This window comes from Veillonella sp. LMAG:90, from assembly GCF_008679445.1.
GTDB lineage: Bacteria > Bacillota > Negativicutes > Veillonellales > Veillonellaceae > Veillonella_A.
Genome location: NZ_NAND01000001.1, coordinates 1640582 through 1654766, shown reverse-complemented (window position 1 = coordinate 1654766; position 14185 = coordinate 1640582). Strand labels below are relative to the sequence as shown.

General features: G+C 43.5%; 13 protein-coding genes. All 13 read left to right on the top strand.

All coding sequences use genetic code 11. The features are described from left to right. Window positions 1-7 precede the first annotated feature (7 nt). Window positions 8-973: a methionyl-tRNA formyltransferase gene (fmt, locus tag CCC71_RS07285; protein WP_021841795.1), complete on the top strand. Its 966-nt coding sequence runs from the start codon at window positions 8-10 to the stop codon at window positions 971-973. Next, the gene (locus tag CCC71_RS07280) at window positions 966-1748 is read left to right on the top strand and encodes a DUF116 domain-containing protein (protein WP_021841796.1); all 783 of its coding nucleotides are present in this window, start codon (window positions 966-968) and stop codon (window positions 1746-1748) included. Before fmt ends, CCC71_RS07280 begins: the two co-directional genes overlap by 8 nt. Then, window positions 1741-3090 carry a 16S rRNA (cytosine(967)-C(5))-methyltransferase RsmB gene (gene rsmB / locus CCC71_RS07275; RefSeq protein ID WP_296333385.1) on the top strand — a complete coding sequence of 450 codons (1350 nt, stop codon included), beginning with the start codon at window positions 1741-1743 and terminating at the stop codon, window positions 3088-3090. Before CCC71_RS07280 ends, rsmB begins: the two co-directional genes overlap by 8 nt. 182 nt (window positions 3091-3272) lie before the next feature. Continuing rightward, window positions 3273-4313: a dual-specificity RNA methyltransferase RlmN gene (rlmN, locus tag CCC71_RS07270; protein WP_296333383.1), complete on the top strand. Its 1041-nt coding sequence runs from the start codon at window positions 3273-3275 to the stop codon at window positions 4311-4313. A gap of 26 nt (window positions 4314-4339) precedes the next feature. Next, a complete protein-coding gene (locus tag CCC71_RS07265) occupies window positions 4340-5041 on the top strand; it encodes a Stp1/IreP family PP2C-type Ser/Thr phosphatase (RefSeq protein WP_247239787.1) in 702 nt (233 codons plus the stop codon). A gap of 15 nt (window positions 5042-5056) precedes the next feature. Next, window positions 5057-6988: a Stk1 family PASTA domain-containing Ser/Thr kinase gene (pknB, locus tag CCC71_RS07260; RefSeq protein ID WP_296333381.1), complete on the top strand. Its 1932-nt coding sequence runs from the start codon at window positions 5057-5059 to the stop codon at window positions 6986-6988. Between the two features lie 7 nt (window positions 6989-6995). Then, window positions 6996-7856: a ribosome small subunit-dependent GTPase A gene (gene rsgA / locus CCC71_RS07255; protein ID WP_021841801.1), complete on the top strand. Its 861-nt coding sequence runs from the start codon at window positions 6996-6998 to the stop codon at window positions 7854-7856. 4 nt (window positions 7857-7860) lie between these two features. Beyond that, a complete protein-coding gene (gene rpe, locus CCC71_RS07250) occupies window positions 7861-8508 on the top strand; it encodes a ribulose-phosphate 3-epimerase (RefSeq protein WP_021841802.1) in 648 nt (215 codons plus the stop codon). Window positions 8509-8673: 165 nt separating this feature from the next. Then, a complete protein-coding gene (acpS, locus tag CCC71_RS07245; protein ID WP_295250087.1) occupies window positions 8674-9036 on the top strand; it encodes a holo-ACP synthase in 363 nt (120 codons plus the stop codon). Between the two features lie 116 nt (window positions 9037-9152). Next, window positions 9153-10703 carry an NAD(P)H-hydrate dehydratase gene (locus CCC71_RS07240; protein WP_295244744.1) on the top strand — a complete coding sequence of 517 codons (1551 nt, stop codon included), beginning with the start codon at window positions 9153-9155 and terminating at the stop codon, window positions 10701-10703. A gap of 129 nt (window positions 10704-10832) precedes the next feature. After that, window positions 10833-11810 carry a ComEC/Rec2 family competence protein gene (locus CCC71_RS07235; RefSeq protein ID WP_463671052.1) on the top strand — a complete coding sequence of 326 codons (978 nt, stop codon included), beginning with the start codon at window positions 10833-10835 and terminating at the stop codon, window positions 11808-11810. A gap of 375 nt (window positions 11811-12185) precedes the next feature. Next, window positions 12186-13412 carry an N-acetylmuramoyl-L-alanine amidase family protein gene (locus CCC71_RS07230; RefSeq protein ID WP_463671051.1) on the top strand — a complete coding sequence of 409 codons (1227 nt, stop codon included), beginning with the start codon at window positions 12186-12188 and terminating at the stop codon, window positions 13410-13412. A 5-nt stretch (window positions 13413-13417) separates the two neighbouring features. Next, window positions 13418-13984: a GerMN domain-containing protein gene (locus CCC71_RS07225; RefSeq protein ID WP_021841807.1), complete on the top strand. Its 567-nt coding sequence runs from the start codon at window positions 13418-13420 to the stop codon at window positions 13982-13984. Window positions 13985-14185: the final 201 nt, after the last annotated feature.

The following is a 14185-nucleotide window of genomic DNA, read 5'->3' as shown; positions in this document are numbered from 1 at the left end:
GGTTTTCATGAATTCATTACGAGTTGTATTTATGGGGACACCGGACTTTGCCGTACCTACTTTGCAGGCTTTAATTGATGGTCCTAATGAAGTAGTAGGCGTTTTTTGCCAACCGGATAAACAAAAGGGACGCGGTAAAAAAGTTCAAATGCCACCTGTTAAAGAGTGTGCGCTAGCAGCCGACGTAGCGGTTTATCAGCCTAATACTTTACGTGATGAAGCGGCACAAAACCTATTGGAGTCATTGGCGCCTGATATTATCGTCGTAGTGGCATATGGTAAAATTTTACCGCCATGGCTCATTCGTTTGCCAAAATTCGGTTGTATCAATGTGCATGCGTCTTTGTTACCTAAATATCGCGGAGCGGCACCGATTCATTGGGCCATTTTAAACGGTGATACCGAAACGGGTGTGACCATTATGCAAATGGATGACGGACTCGATACGGGCGATATTTTGGATGTTGTGAAAACCGACATTAAAGACGGGGAAACGACGGGCGAATTATTTGATCGTTTGGCCGTTATGGGCGGTGAAGTCATTAATGATATCTTAAGGAAAGCACAGGCCGGTGAATTACAGCCGGTGAAACAAGATGACGCTAAAGCCACTCATACTACGAAAATTACCAAAGAGATGGGTGCTATTGATTGGGAAAAGAGCGCTATTTCTTTGGCAAATCAGGTGCGGGGCTTGAATCCGGCACCGGGATGTTTTACCTTTTTAGACGGCAAGCGTTTAAAAGTATGGCAAGCTGAAGCGCTGACAATGGATGATATGAAACAGCATAATTTATCGGCCGGTCAAAAAGCCGGTACTATTTTGGCAGTGAACGAACAAGATTTTGTAGTAGCTGCCGGTGAGGGAGCAGTGAGAGTGTTGGAAGTTCAGCCGGATAATAAGAAACGCATGTCGGCTGGCGATTTTTGTCGTGGTCACCAAGTAAAGGCAGGACTCATTTTCAATGCGTAATCAAGAACAGCAGGATCACCCCGTTTTGGGGCGTTATCCTTTATATTTTAAATTAACCTTCGCCGTGTTTGCCGGCATTACCCTTGTTTGGGCGGCCTTGGCATATTTGCTGTGGCCCGGCTTACATCGCTTAGGTTTACCTATTGCCTATGGGGTGGAAACACTCCTTGCCATATTCCCGCTATTATGTTGGATAATGTGGGGCAGTATGCTTTTAGCTTCAACGAATCACTGGCGGATTCATCCTATATGGCTCCGCATCAGCAATCGCTGGCTCTATGCATTTTTCCCTTTGGTCCTCCTGGCCGGTAAAGTGGTGGGAGCCTCCAAGGATAAGGTGAGCCAGTCTTTGATTGATTTGATTAATCATTTGGTTGAGTTAAATTTGTACAAAGTACCGGCGGATCGCTTGCTTTTGTTAACACCTCATTGTTTGCAAAAAAGCGACTGTGTTCATAAAGTAACGACTGATGTACATAACTGTAAGCGTTGCGGTCGGTGTCAGGTCGGCACCTTACTGGATATTGCCGATACTTACGGTTGTAAGTTCGTGGTTGTAACCGGTGGTACCTTGGCGCGTTTGATGATTAAAAATATTCGGCCGAAAGCTATTGTTGCCATCGCCTGTGAACGGGATTTGGTAAGTGGCATGAATGATGTATTTCCGATTCCCGTAGTAGGCGTTCTGAATGAACGACCTTGCGGACCTTGCTGTAATACGCGGGTTGATACGGATCGAATTAAAGAAGTGGTGGAGAAATTAATCAATGGATAAAGGAACAGCACAAGTTAATATACGCCGTTTGGCGGTGCAAGCTTTATTGCAGATTAATCGCGACGGCGCCTATGCTAATATCGTACTTCAGCAGATGCTGGGCGATAATAAATTAAGTGATGTAGACCGTCGTTTTTTCACGGAACTCGTCTACGGCGTCGTACGACGTCGCAATTATTTAGATGCCATTATTATGGCACTCGCTAAACGTCCGTTACGCAAATTATCCTCGATTGTAGTGGAAATTTTGCGCTTAGGGCTCTATCAGCTTATTTACATGGATAAAGTACCGGACAGTGCCGCCGTCAATGAAAGTGTTAAAATGGCCAAAAAAATGGCTCGCGGCCTCGATGGTTTTGTGAACGGCGTGCTTCGTAATTTCATTCGCAATCGCGATAGCTACAGCATTGACGAACTTGCCAAAAATGATATAGAGCGCATGGCTTTCATTTACAATCAGCCAACCTGGTTATTGGAACATTGGCTCAAGACGTATGGCGAAGAAGAAACTATAGGGCTTTGTACTTGGTTTAACGAACGACCGAAGTTGACGGCCCGCATCAATACTTTGAAAGGCTCTGTGGCTGACGGTATGGCGGCTTTTGAAAAAGCCGGTTGGCAGGCAGAACCTACCGGAAAATTGCTGGAAGCGGTCCATATTACACGTCATACCGGTTCACTGGAAAGTGCGCCCCTTGTAAAAGACGGCTTAATTACGTTTACCGATGAAGCGTCTATGGCGGTAGCTTATGTGGTAGATCCGCAGCCGGGTGAAAAAGTTCTCGATTGTTGTGCGGCACCGGGCGGTAAAACCATGCATTTAGCGGCGCGTATGGCCAATCAAGGTCATATTACGGCGGATGATATTCATGAGCATAAATTAGGGCTTATGGAGACTAATGCGAAACGGTTAGGAGTAACAATTGCTGATTTTAACTTGCAAGATGCTACCCAAATGCCGGAAACGTGGTACAATCAGTTTGACAGGGTACTGGTAGATGCACCCTGCTCGGGACTTGGTATTTTGCAACGTAAACTTGACATGCGTTGGCACAAAACACCGGAGTCCTTGACGGAACTTCCTAAATTGCAAAAGCAGATTATTGCCGAGGCCGCCAAAACGGTAAAACCGGGCGGTGTCCTCGTGTATTCTACTTGTACGATTAACAAGGGGGAAAACGAAGCGGTAGTGGAGAATTTCCTGAAAACGCATACTGATTTTACGTTAGAAGATGCGTCTTCGTTCTTGCCTTTTGAGGCTGAGGGACCGATGGTTACCTTGTGGCCGCATCGTGATGAAATGGACGGATTCTTTATTGCACGACTTCGTAAAGCTTTATAAAAATTTTACGTGAAATTTATAGTTTTTAAAGGAATTTAGTGGCTAAATAGCCAATATATATTAGATACGGATATTTTGATTTGTATCTGAATACCGCTATTGACTTCTATCCATCCTGTAAATTATTAACATATGATTTTCAAAGTATTTGATTATGATTTTCATAGAATAAGGATATAACTATGATAGAACTATTGGGTAAGAACCTAACCGAATTGCAGGCTGTTATAACAGAGGCAAAATTTCCTCGTTTCAGAGCCAAGCAAATAATGGATTACATATATAAACGCTACGTATTCGACTTTGCGGACATGCAACAATTGCCGGGCGAGTTACGAGCGTGGCTTAGTGAGAATTGTGCTATCTCCGTGCCGAAAATCGTAACGGAGAAGACAACACCTGACGGCCAAACTAAGAAGCTCTTGCTTGAACTGGCAGACGGTAATCGTGTGGAAACGGTATTGATGAAACAGCAGTACGGTAATTCCGTGTGTGTATCTTCACAAGTGGGTTGCGCCATGGGTTGCGTTTTCTGTGCGTCTACTACCGACGGTTTGTATCGCAATTTGGAAACCCACGAAATTGTGGCGCAAGTCTTATTGTTTGGTGCCCTTTTAAAAGAACGGATTCATTCCATTGTTGTGATGGGCGCCGGTGAACTGCTTCAAAATTATACGAATACAATTAATGCACTTCGCCTTTTACATGAAAAAGAAGCGTTTGATATCGGCTATCGTCGCATGACATTATCTACTTGCGGCGTAGTAGAGAATATTTATCTCTTAGCCGATGAAGGTATTCCTATTACATTGGCATTGAGCCTTCACGCCCCGAATGATAAGATTCGTCGTGAAATCATGCCGATTGGCGCACACTATAATTTAGCCGATGTGTTGGCGGTGGTTAAGACGTATTATGAAAAAACGGATCGCCGTGTAACCTTTGAATATATTTTAATTGACGGCATTAACTCATCCATCGAGAATGCTCATGAATTGGGAGCTTTGGTAAAATCCTTCCCAAATTGTAATGTCAATTTGATTCCGGTTAACGGAAATGAACATATTAAATTGTTTAAACCTTCGCGCCGTCAAACGGAAGCTTTTAGAAATATTGTGGCTTCCTACGGAGTATCCGTAACGGTTCGCAAGGAAATGGGCGATGCCATTCAAGCTGCTTGCGGTCAGTTGAAGATTCAACAAGCCAACAAAGAAAGCGAGTAATCGGTATCACAGGTAAAGGAGGCCCTATGAAGAGTATAGGCATGAGTAAAATCGGTTTGGTGCGTCAACGCAACGAAGACCGTTTTTACATTGGAGAATCCTTTTGTATTGTCACTGACGGTATGGGTGGCTACAAAGGCGGTGAAATTGCCAGCACTATGGTAGTTGACACACTGGCTTGCGATATACAGAATTGGCAGGAAGTTTCGGTTGAGGCATTGCGTCAGTCCGTAGCTAAAGCCAATACAGCTGTATATGAAAGAGTTAAAGCAACACCGTCCTTGGAGGGCATGGGCACAACTGCGGTTGTTGCGTATGTTAAGGATAGCGATTTATATTGGGCCAATGTAGGGGATAGCCGTCTATATGTATTTCATGAGGACCGACTTATTCAAATCAGCACAGATCACTCCATGGTTCAGGCGCTCTATGAAGCAGGTGAATTAAAGGCGGATGATATGTTGCAACATCCGCAACGCAATGTGCTGACCCGGGCAGTTGGTGTGTCGCCTGTTGTAGAAATTGATGCAGGCGTACAAAAAGTAGCGCCCGGCGATAGAATACTTTTATGCTCTGACGGTCTCACCGGTTATATTGAACAAGCCGTAATTGAAGCGGCCTTTCGGAATGAACCGAAAGATGAACGCTTGATTGAAGATTTAATGGACTTGGTATATGATCAAGGGGCTCGCGATAATGTAACCATAGTTATTGGTACTATAGGCTAAGAACGAGGTGAGAACATGAAAGAGAAGGCAACTAAATTACAAGGGTTAATCCTTGGTAATCGCTATAAAATAATATCTAAAATCGGCGTTGGCGGCATGGCTGATGTTTTCAAAGGCGAAGACACGCTATTAGGTCGTCCGGTGGCTGTAAAAATATTACATTCAAACTTTGCCGGCGATGATGATTTCGTAGCCCGTTTTAAGCGCGAAGCACAAGCGGCCGGTAAATTAAGTCATCCCAATATCGTAAGCATGTACGATGTTGGTTTTGACCAAGGCTATCACTATATCGTGATGGAATACATTGAAGGGGAAACTTTAAAAGAATATATTACCCGTCATGAACGTATATCCATCGATAATGCGGTAAAGTTTACCATTGCTATTGCCGAAGGACTCGAACACGCCCATGCCATGGGGATTGTGCATTGTGATATAAAACCTCATAATGTGTTGATTACCAAACAGGGACGCATTAAGGTAACCGACTTCGGCATTGCTCGCGCCATGAATGCCGGTACTACTATGATGTATACGAACTCTATTATGGGGTCCGCTCATTATTTATCGCCGGAACAAGCCAGCGGTAAACCGGTTAACGGCAGTACCGATATTTATTCTTTGGGCGCTGTGCTTTATGAAATGTTAACCGGCCGCGTTCCTTATGAAGGGGAAACGCCAATCAGCGTGGCTTTGAAGCATGTACGGGAACGTTTAATCCCGCCGACTCGTTATAATCCGAGTATTCCGACTTTATTGGAAGCGGCGGTCATTAAGGCTTTAGCGAAACGACCGGAAGACCGGTTTAGCAATATTACGGAAATGATAGCCGCGTTACGTATGTCGCAAGGCTTTGTGAACAGTAACAGCGGCCGACGGGCGCCTCATGATTTTGGCACTCAGGTGTTGACACCGGTACCGGAAACATCCTATGGTGAAACCGATGATGACGATGAAGTTTATTATGGCGGTGAACCGACGCAAGAAGGTTGGATGGTTAAACTGAGCCGCTTGCCGCAGAAATATATTTTATTGGGTGCGTTTATCGTTTTCTTATTAGCCTTCGTGTGGGCCTTCTTAAGCTTCGGTAACTTCTGGAGCAATGCCACTGTAGATGTGCCGAATGTGGTAGGCAAACAAGTAACGGTAGCTAAACATATTCTGGAAGATAATCATTTGCGTGTTTCGGTAAGTGAAGTATCTAATCCGGATGTACCGGCAGGTCAGGTTATTTCACAGAGTCCGGAAGCGAATGAACAGGTTAAGGAACAACGTACGGTTCATCTCGTTGTAAGTAAGGGCGTCGGCGATATTACGATGCCTGATATTACGGGTATGACAATCGATCAGGCTCGTTCGCGACTCAAGAACTTAGGCCTCGTGATCGGTAAGATTTCCGCAGGTACTGATGACAGTAAAGAAGATGGTGTTATTTTGATGCAATCACCTCCGGGAGATTCCAAAGTAACTAAAGGCGCTACCGTAGACGTAACGGTAAACCGTGTGAAGAGTAAGAAAGTAGAATTACCTAATTTAGTAGGTATGACAGTTAAAGATGCCAAAGACGCATTAGCTTCCTTAGGCCTTAATGCAACAATTAGCGGTGCCGGTGATGACACCGCGGTAATTACGCAGCAAAGTCCGGAAGCGGGAAGCTCGCTGGATGCCAATACATCCGTTGCGTTGACGGCGGAAGCTAAAAAAGCGGCACCGGCTGCTAATACTTCAAACAGTAATGTCACGAAAGGTACGGTAGATATTACGGTACCGTCCGGTAAAGCTAATCAGGCCGTTCGCATTGTGGTTAGTGATGACAGTGGTTCCCGTACCGTATTTGACGGCAATGCACAACCGGGCGAACGCATTGTTAAAGATGTATCCGGCACGGGCCGCGTACAGATTCAAGTATATTTGAACGGTGCTTTAGTACAAGATCAAACATTATAGGAGGACTATGAATACAGGCATTGTAATAAAAAATATGAATGGTTATTTTTACGTGCAAGATGAGCATGGCGAGGTTCACGAATGTAAAGTGCGCGGCCGTCTGAAACAGGGCCGCTACTCCCTCTTGGTAGGGGATCGTGTCAGTTTTGACCCGGCCGGTACGATTGAAGCCATTGTACCGCGCCACAATCAACTGAAGCGGCCTCATGTAGCTAATCTTGATCAGGTTATTTTGGTAGTAGCGGCTCATGAGCCGGATATTAACGAATTATTGCTTAATAAATTAATCATTATGATTGAACATGCCGATATTCCTTTAGTACTTTGTATTAATAAATGTGATCTTCGTGATGAAAATACCTTAGCACTGGCCGAGTTATATCGCCGCATCGGGTATACGGTGATTGAAACCTCTACCCGAACCGGTGAAGGCCTTGATACTTTGCGAGAACAACTTCATCACAAAGTAAGTGCTTTTGCCGGACCATCCGGTGTAGGTAAAAGCAGTCTCTTAAATGCTATTGAACCGTCGTTTGCTTTTCAAACCGGTGAAGTAAGTGATAAAATAAAGAGAGGTCGTCATACAACTCGTCACGCATCGCTGTACAGTTTGGATGAAGACTCCTTTATTATGGATACACCGGGATTTAGTGCTATCGATTTCAGTGAGATTTCAGAGGAACGCTTGCCGTCGCTTTATCCTGAATTTTTAGCGGCTGAATCAGGTTGTAAGTTCAGTCCCTGCTATCATGAGCATGAGCCTGTATGCGGCGTCAAAGACGCTGTTGCAGACGGTCGGATAGGGGCGGGGCGTTATGAATCGTACTTAGTCATTCGCGATGAAATTCGCAGTCAAAGGAAATGGTGAAATTATGGTAAAGATTGCCCCTTCTATGTTATCCGCAGATTTTGCGCGCTTACAGGAAGAAATTAAAAGCGTTGAAACCAGTGGCGCTGATTTATTGCATATCGATATTATGGATGGTCATTTTGTGCCGAATCTTACCTTTGGTGCACCGGTAATTAAGGCATTGCGAGCCCATACAAAGTTACCGTTTGATGTTCATTTAATGGTGACCAATCCCGCTGATTATGTGAAAACCTTTGCCGATATCGGTACTGAGTATTTTACATTCCATGCGGAAGCGACACCGCACATGCATCGCTTAGTACAGGAAATTAAAGCTCACGGTATGAAAGCCGGGATTTCTTTGAATCCTTCTACACCGGTATCAATGCTTGAAGATATAGCGTCCGATTTGGACATGATATTAATCATGAGCGTTAACCCCGGTTTTGGTGGGCAGTCTTTTATTCCTCATGCGGTTCGTAAGATCCAGAAGGCAAAAAAATTACTTGCTTATTATGAAAATACCAAAGCTGTTGTTGAAGTTGACGGCGGCGTTAATTTAGAAACGGCACCACTCGTGCGTGAAGCGGGCGCTGATATTTTAGTGGCCGGTTCAGCTGTATTCGGTGCAAACGATCGTAGTGAAATGATTCGTTCTTTGCGAGGTTAATAGTGAAGCTCCTGCTTGTCAGGAGCTTTTTCTTTGAAGTTAAACCGCAGTCAAAGTTGAACGATTGCAGCTTCAGTAAACTATTGCTGCTACAACGAACTATTGTAATTACGGCGAATTTAATGGCATTCTAGCTAAACAATGTGTTACGAAGGTTGATGAAATATGAAACTGGGAACAGATATTATTGAAATCGCGCGCATCGAACAAGCCGTGGCTAAAGACTCTTTTGCCAAAAGAGTCTACACCGCTCATGAACTTGCCTATGCCGAAAGTCGCGGCAAACAAAAGGCGGCTTCCTTAGCAGGTATGTATGCGGCTAAAGAAGCGTTTGTAAAAGCCTTAGGCATTGGCTTCAGGCAAGGGACTTTTCAGGACATAGAGATTCGACGCGATGAATATGGAGCACCCTTTATACAGTTAAGCGGTGTTTTTAAAGATATATTCGATCAAAAAGGGTTTACGTCCCTGGAACTATCTATCAGCCATTGCCGAGACTATGCAGTGGCTACGGTAATAGCACTCTAAAAAGTTAGTATCTGGCAGTGTTAACCCGCTTATATAAAAGCGGTGTTATAGATGTCATGACTTAGAAGAAGATATAAAGTCATCGACGATTTTATTTTATGTAGAAAGGAGCTACTATGCGTATCTTAGCGAAGGAAGAGGCTAAATTCATCGATCAATGGGCTGTTGAAAAAGGCGGTCTGCCATTAGCGGTATTAATGGAAAATGCCGGTCGTGGTGTGGCGGAAGCCATTGTGGAAGCATTTGAAGAAATTGAATCACCCCTAGAGATTGTTATTGTTGCCGGTAAAGGCAATAATGGAGCTGATGGTTTGGTGGCGGCTCGCCAGTTGGAAGAATGGGGTCATGAAGTTCGTATTGTTATCCCCAATGATGATAGTCATGCTTCAGAACTTTTTGACCAACAGATGGCGGCTATTGATGCTTTGGAAATTCCGGTTTTAACAATTGAAGACGGCGATGTTTTTGAAGCGGCCGATGTGATTGTAGACGGTTTGGTAGGTACCGGTTTAACCGGTGAATTACGCGATTCTATTCAGGAAATCTTGGACCGCATAGAAGCTCATGTAGAAACCTATCCCGATACTTTGTTGGTAGCCATTGACGTTCCGTCCGGTATGAACAGCAATACCGGGGCTGTTGCCAATGGTACTATGGCCATGGATATAACGGTTACTTTTGGGGCGCCTAAGATTGGTATGTTACTATATCCGGCCCGTTCCTATTGTGGCAATATTGCGGTTAAAGGCCTTGGCTTTTCCTGGGAAATGGCTCTACTGGACGATGAAAACAAAAATTACCCAACCGAATTGATTACACCGGATTTAGTAGCCGCTTTATTACCGGAACGGGAAGAAACCGCTCATAAGGGTACCAATGGACATACATTGATTATCGGCGGTTCTGACGGTATGATTGGGGCACCTCTTTTGGCAGCGGAAGCAGCGGTACACGCCGGTGCCGGTAAAGTAACAGCCGTAGTACCATCGGATTGCTTAAAAATGTTACAATCTAAAATCATGCCGGAAGTGTTAACCGGATCGTTCGGCAGTTTATTGCATTTACGCATGCATGCTTCTGAAAAAGAAGCGGTCGCTATCGGACCGGGCTTTGGTCGCAGTGAAGAAAGTATGACGCTTGCTAAAACCTTTATAACAACAACAGATGCGCCACTCGTTATCGATGCTGATGCACTTTGGGCAATCGGTAATATGGATACCATAGGTGACGAATTCGCTAAGCGCGATTTCCCGGCTATCTTAACACCGCATCCCGGTGAATTTGCTCGTTTGACCGGCCTTAGCGTGGAGGAAATTGAAGCAAATCGTGTAGAAATTGCTCGTCAATTTGCTTTAAAATACAAAGTTGTTTTGGTTCTTAAAGGGGCGCCGACAGTAGTCGCTTCACCGGAAGGGCTTGTGGCGGTAAATTATAGCGGCAATGAAGGTATGGGCACCGGTGGCATGGGTGATACCTTAACCGGTATTATTGCCGGGCTCTTAGGCCAGGGCCTCGAAGAATTGGAAGCGGCTATGGCCGGGGTATATCTCCATGGCGCGGCCGCAGATGCTCTTTACGAGGATAGAAACTTCGGTTACACGCCGTCTGAAGTAAGCCGTCAGTTGCCATATACCATAACTGAATTATTAGATTTTGATGTGGAATAAACAATAATCCGTTATTTAGCGGTAGTTCATAGAGAATAGCTGCCGCTAAATAACGACTGATCTTTAGCTACTCATAGTTATGGTAACATTGTTCTTTTGGTGTTTTAATTTGTTAGGTGAAGTATGCAATTGAATAATAAATTTTGGGCAAAATATTTAGCCATAGTTTTTGCCTTTTTAGTAAGTTTCTTCGCGCTTACCGGATGCAGTGCTGCTTCCGGTACGACAATCGGGGATAGTTTTAATAAAATTCTTGAAACAGGCTCTAATATCATTGGTAATAGTTCCTCTAATTCCGGTGGTAGCAGTTCGGCGGTTTCCGGTACCCTTGACGTGTATACCTTGGACATCGGTCAAGGGGATGCACATCTTATTAAAGTGGGCGATGAATATACTTTGATTGACACAGGTGATGTAGATCATCGTGACAGCCTTGTGGCTCAATTAAAGAAGTACAATGTGAAGTCATTAAAAAACGTAATAATTACGCATCCGCACTCAGATCATTTAGGTGGCTTTCATGCACTTATTGATGCAGGGATTCCTATTGAACATGTGTATGATAATGGTATGAAATATAAAACTTCTGTGTATAATACATATGCAAAAGATACGGATAAGAAAAATATAAAACGAATTGGTTTATATAAGGGAATGACTGTTGATTTAGGTAAAGATGCTCAGTTTGTTGTGTACGCACCGGAAGAAGGTCAGTATATTATGGATAAAAAAGGCCAACCGGATCTTAATGATAATAGTATTGTAGGTAAGCTTGTATTTGGTAAATTTTCTATGTTATTTACCGGTGATGCATCAAGAGCTGAAGAAAATAAACTGATTAAGGAAGAAAATACTAAATTATTCAGTCGCATATTAAAAGTAGGTCATCATGGCAGTGCAAGCTCATCTCAAAAGGACTTTATACGCTCTGTTCGTCCCGAAAAAGCTGTTATTTCCGTAGGCTTACACAATGATTATGGTCATCCTACGAGGGAAGCTTTAGATCGTTTAGCGGCTGAAAACGTTATGGTTTATACAACAGCTCGACAAGGTACAATTCGTATTCACACGGATGGCAACACTTGGCAGGTAACAACGGAACGTTAATATTAGCTATGGTTACAAAAATCAAATTACATGCGCTGTTATTGACTTTTAAGTAATAAATTTTCCGTATTAAGAAATCTTGTCAAGTAAAAATTTAAAATTTCATAATAAGAACATACGCTCCTCGTTACTCTTCGAAACCCTTCTATATAGGCTTTGAGAGTAGGGGGAGCGTATGTTTGTTTTGTGAATGATGTGTGAAAATGCAGCAAAATCAAGGGTTCTCTGAAATCTTGTGGTATAATTAAGTAAACATGCCCAAGGCTTTAAGCTGATAGGTAGGCTTTTTGTACTGCTTATGGGTATATAAAAACGAACACAAAGATATTTAGAGATAGTTTGACCGGCCATTGTAGTGTGTGGCCATTGATAGGAGTGAGATTGTTGCGTAAAATATGGTTTGCCTTAGTAATGGCAGTAATGATTTTGCCTTTATGGGCTATGAGCGTCAGAGCGGCGGATGTGACAGATGTGACATGGGTAACGCGTTCTGATGCACCAATTCCGTTTGTACGTGTCGTTCTTAGTTTGACAGCACCGGTTGAAGCATCGGCTTCTATTAATAAAGCCGGTACTACCACAACCGTACAACTTAAAAATGTAAAACTTAAAACCGATGATACGTCGATTACGATGGATAAGAATATCGTAACTAATGCGAAATTATCGCAAGACGGCAAGAATGTTAATGTTGTGTTAAACACACCTAAATCAATTGATGTAGGCGATGTAAATGTGTTTTCGTTAAAAAAAGATAAAGCCAACAATCGTCCCGATCGTATGGTCATTGATATTCAGCAAAAAGGGGTAGCACCGCGCAGCGTATATTACGGTTCCGATAAGAATGTTAAAAATACGGCGACCAACAGTGCTACGGTAAAAACAGACAAAAAAACAACGACTAAGAATACATCCACTAAAACAAGCAATACTAAAGCAAAGGCCACTACAACACCTAAAAAGCCGACCGTCATCGCAACGGCCAGTCAACCTAAGGCAGTGACAATCGACTATCGCACCAGTGGCGGTATTGCCGGTAAAGTGATTACCATTGACCCGGGTCATGGCGGTAGTGATCCCGGCGCTATCGGACCTAACGGGACGATGGAAAAAGACATTACCTTAGCTATTTCCAAGAAGTTGAAAGCGGCCTTGGAAGCTAAAGGGGCTAAGGTTAATATGACTCGTACTACTGACGTGGATGTGTATGGTCCGAATGCCTCCGGTCCTGATGAACTACAGGCGCGTGTTGATGTGGGGACGGCTAATAAATCCGATATCTTCGTAAGTGTTCATATCAACTCCTTCAGCAATCCGAATGTAGGTGGTATTTCCACATACTACTATGATAAAACTCAGTATGATACACGGTTAGCTTCACGCATTCAGGCAAAAATTGCCGATGAATCCGGTTTTGCCGGTGACCGCGGTATCCAACCGGGTAACTTGTATGTATTGCGTCGTTCTCTCATGCCGGCTATTCTCTTGGAATTAGGTTTTATTTCCAATCCTAAGGAAGAAGCACTTCTGAAAAAAGCCGATGTACAACAACAATTTGCTGACGAAGTGGCAGCAGGTATTGAAAGTTATTTTAGGGGGTAAGTGATATGATACGTAATGCAAAATTATTTGTTACAACCCTCTTAGCTGTTATGGTGTTAGTTGTAGCCGGGTGCAGTCCTACAGCGAGCGGTTCCGAACTTAGTAATAACCAGGCTGTAGCAAGCTCAAGCACGTCTAAATCTCAGAGCAACGCTAATACAGATAAAATGGCCCAAATGGTTATTTATGTACCCCGTGATGACGGTAGAGGCGTACGCCCTCAGACAATTACGGTAGACAGTGATAAGAAAACGTTGAAATACGCGATTTCATTCCTCTTTGATGAAGACAGCCGTCAAAGCTATCCCGTATTTCCTAAAAATGTTGAAGTCAAAGACGTAAACATTAAAGACGGTTTGGCGAAGATTAATTTGTCTAAACAATTCCTTGACGGCGGCCAGGTAGATGGTTTGAGTGCCCAGCTTCGTTTGGCATCCATCATCAATACGGCTACCTCCTTTGACAATGTTAAAAAAGTACAGCTATTGGTCGAAGGTAAGACTGTCAATCTGTACGGCGGTTATGATCTGAGCGAACCTATGGGGCGCATGGAACAACAAATTGTAAAATAAAGGCAGTGACATAAATCACTCAATGTAAGCAACAGCTGTATCGCGTAGTTCGGTACAGCCGTTGCTTTTTTATTGGGTTCAATTTGACTGTTACTAAAAGGTGCTTATCGTTACTAATAAACCGTACTGATGATACGCACTGCGTATAAAAATATGCTATAATAAATAAGATTCGAACATGAGTTACCTACGGAGGGAGAA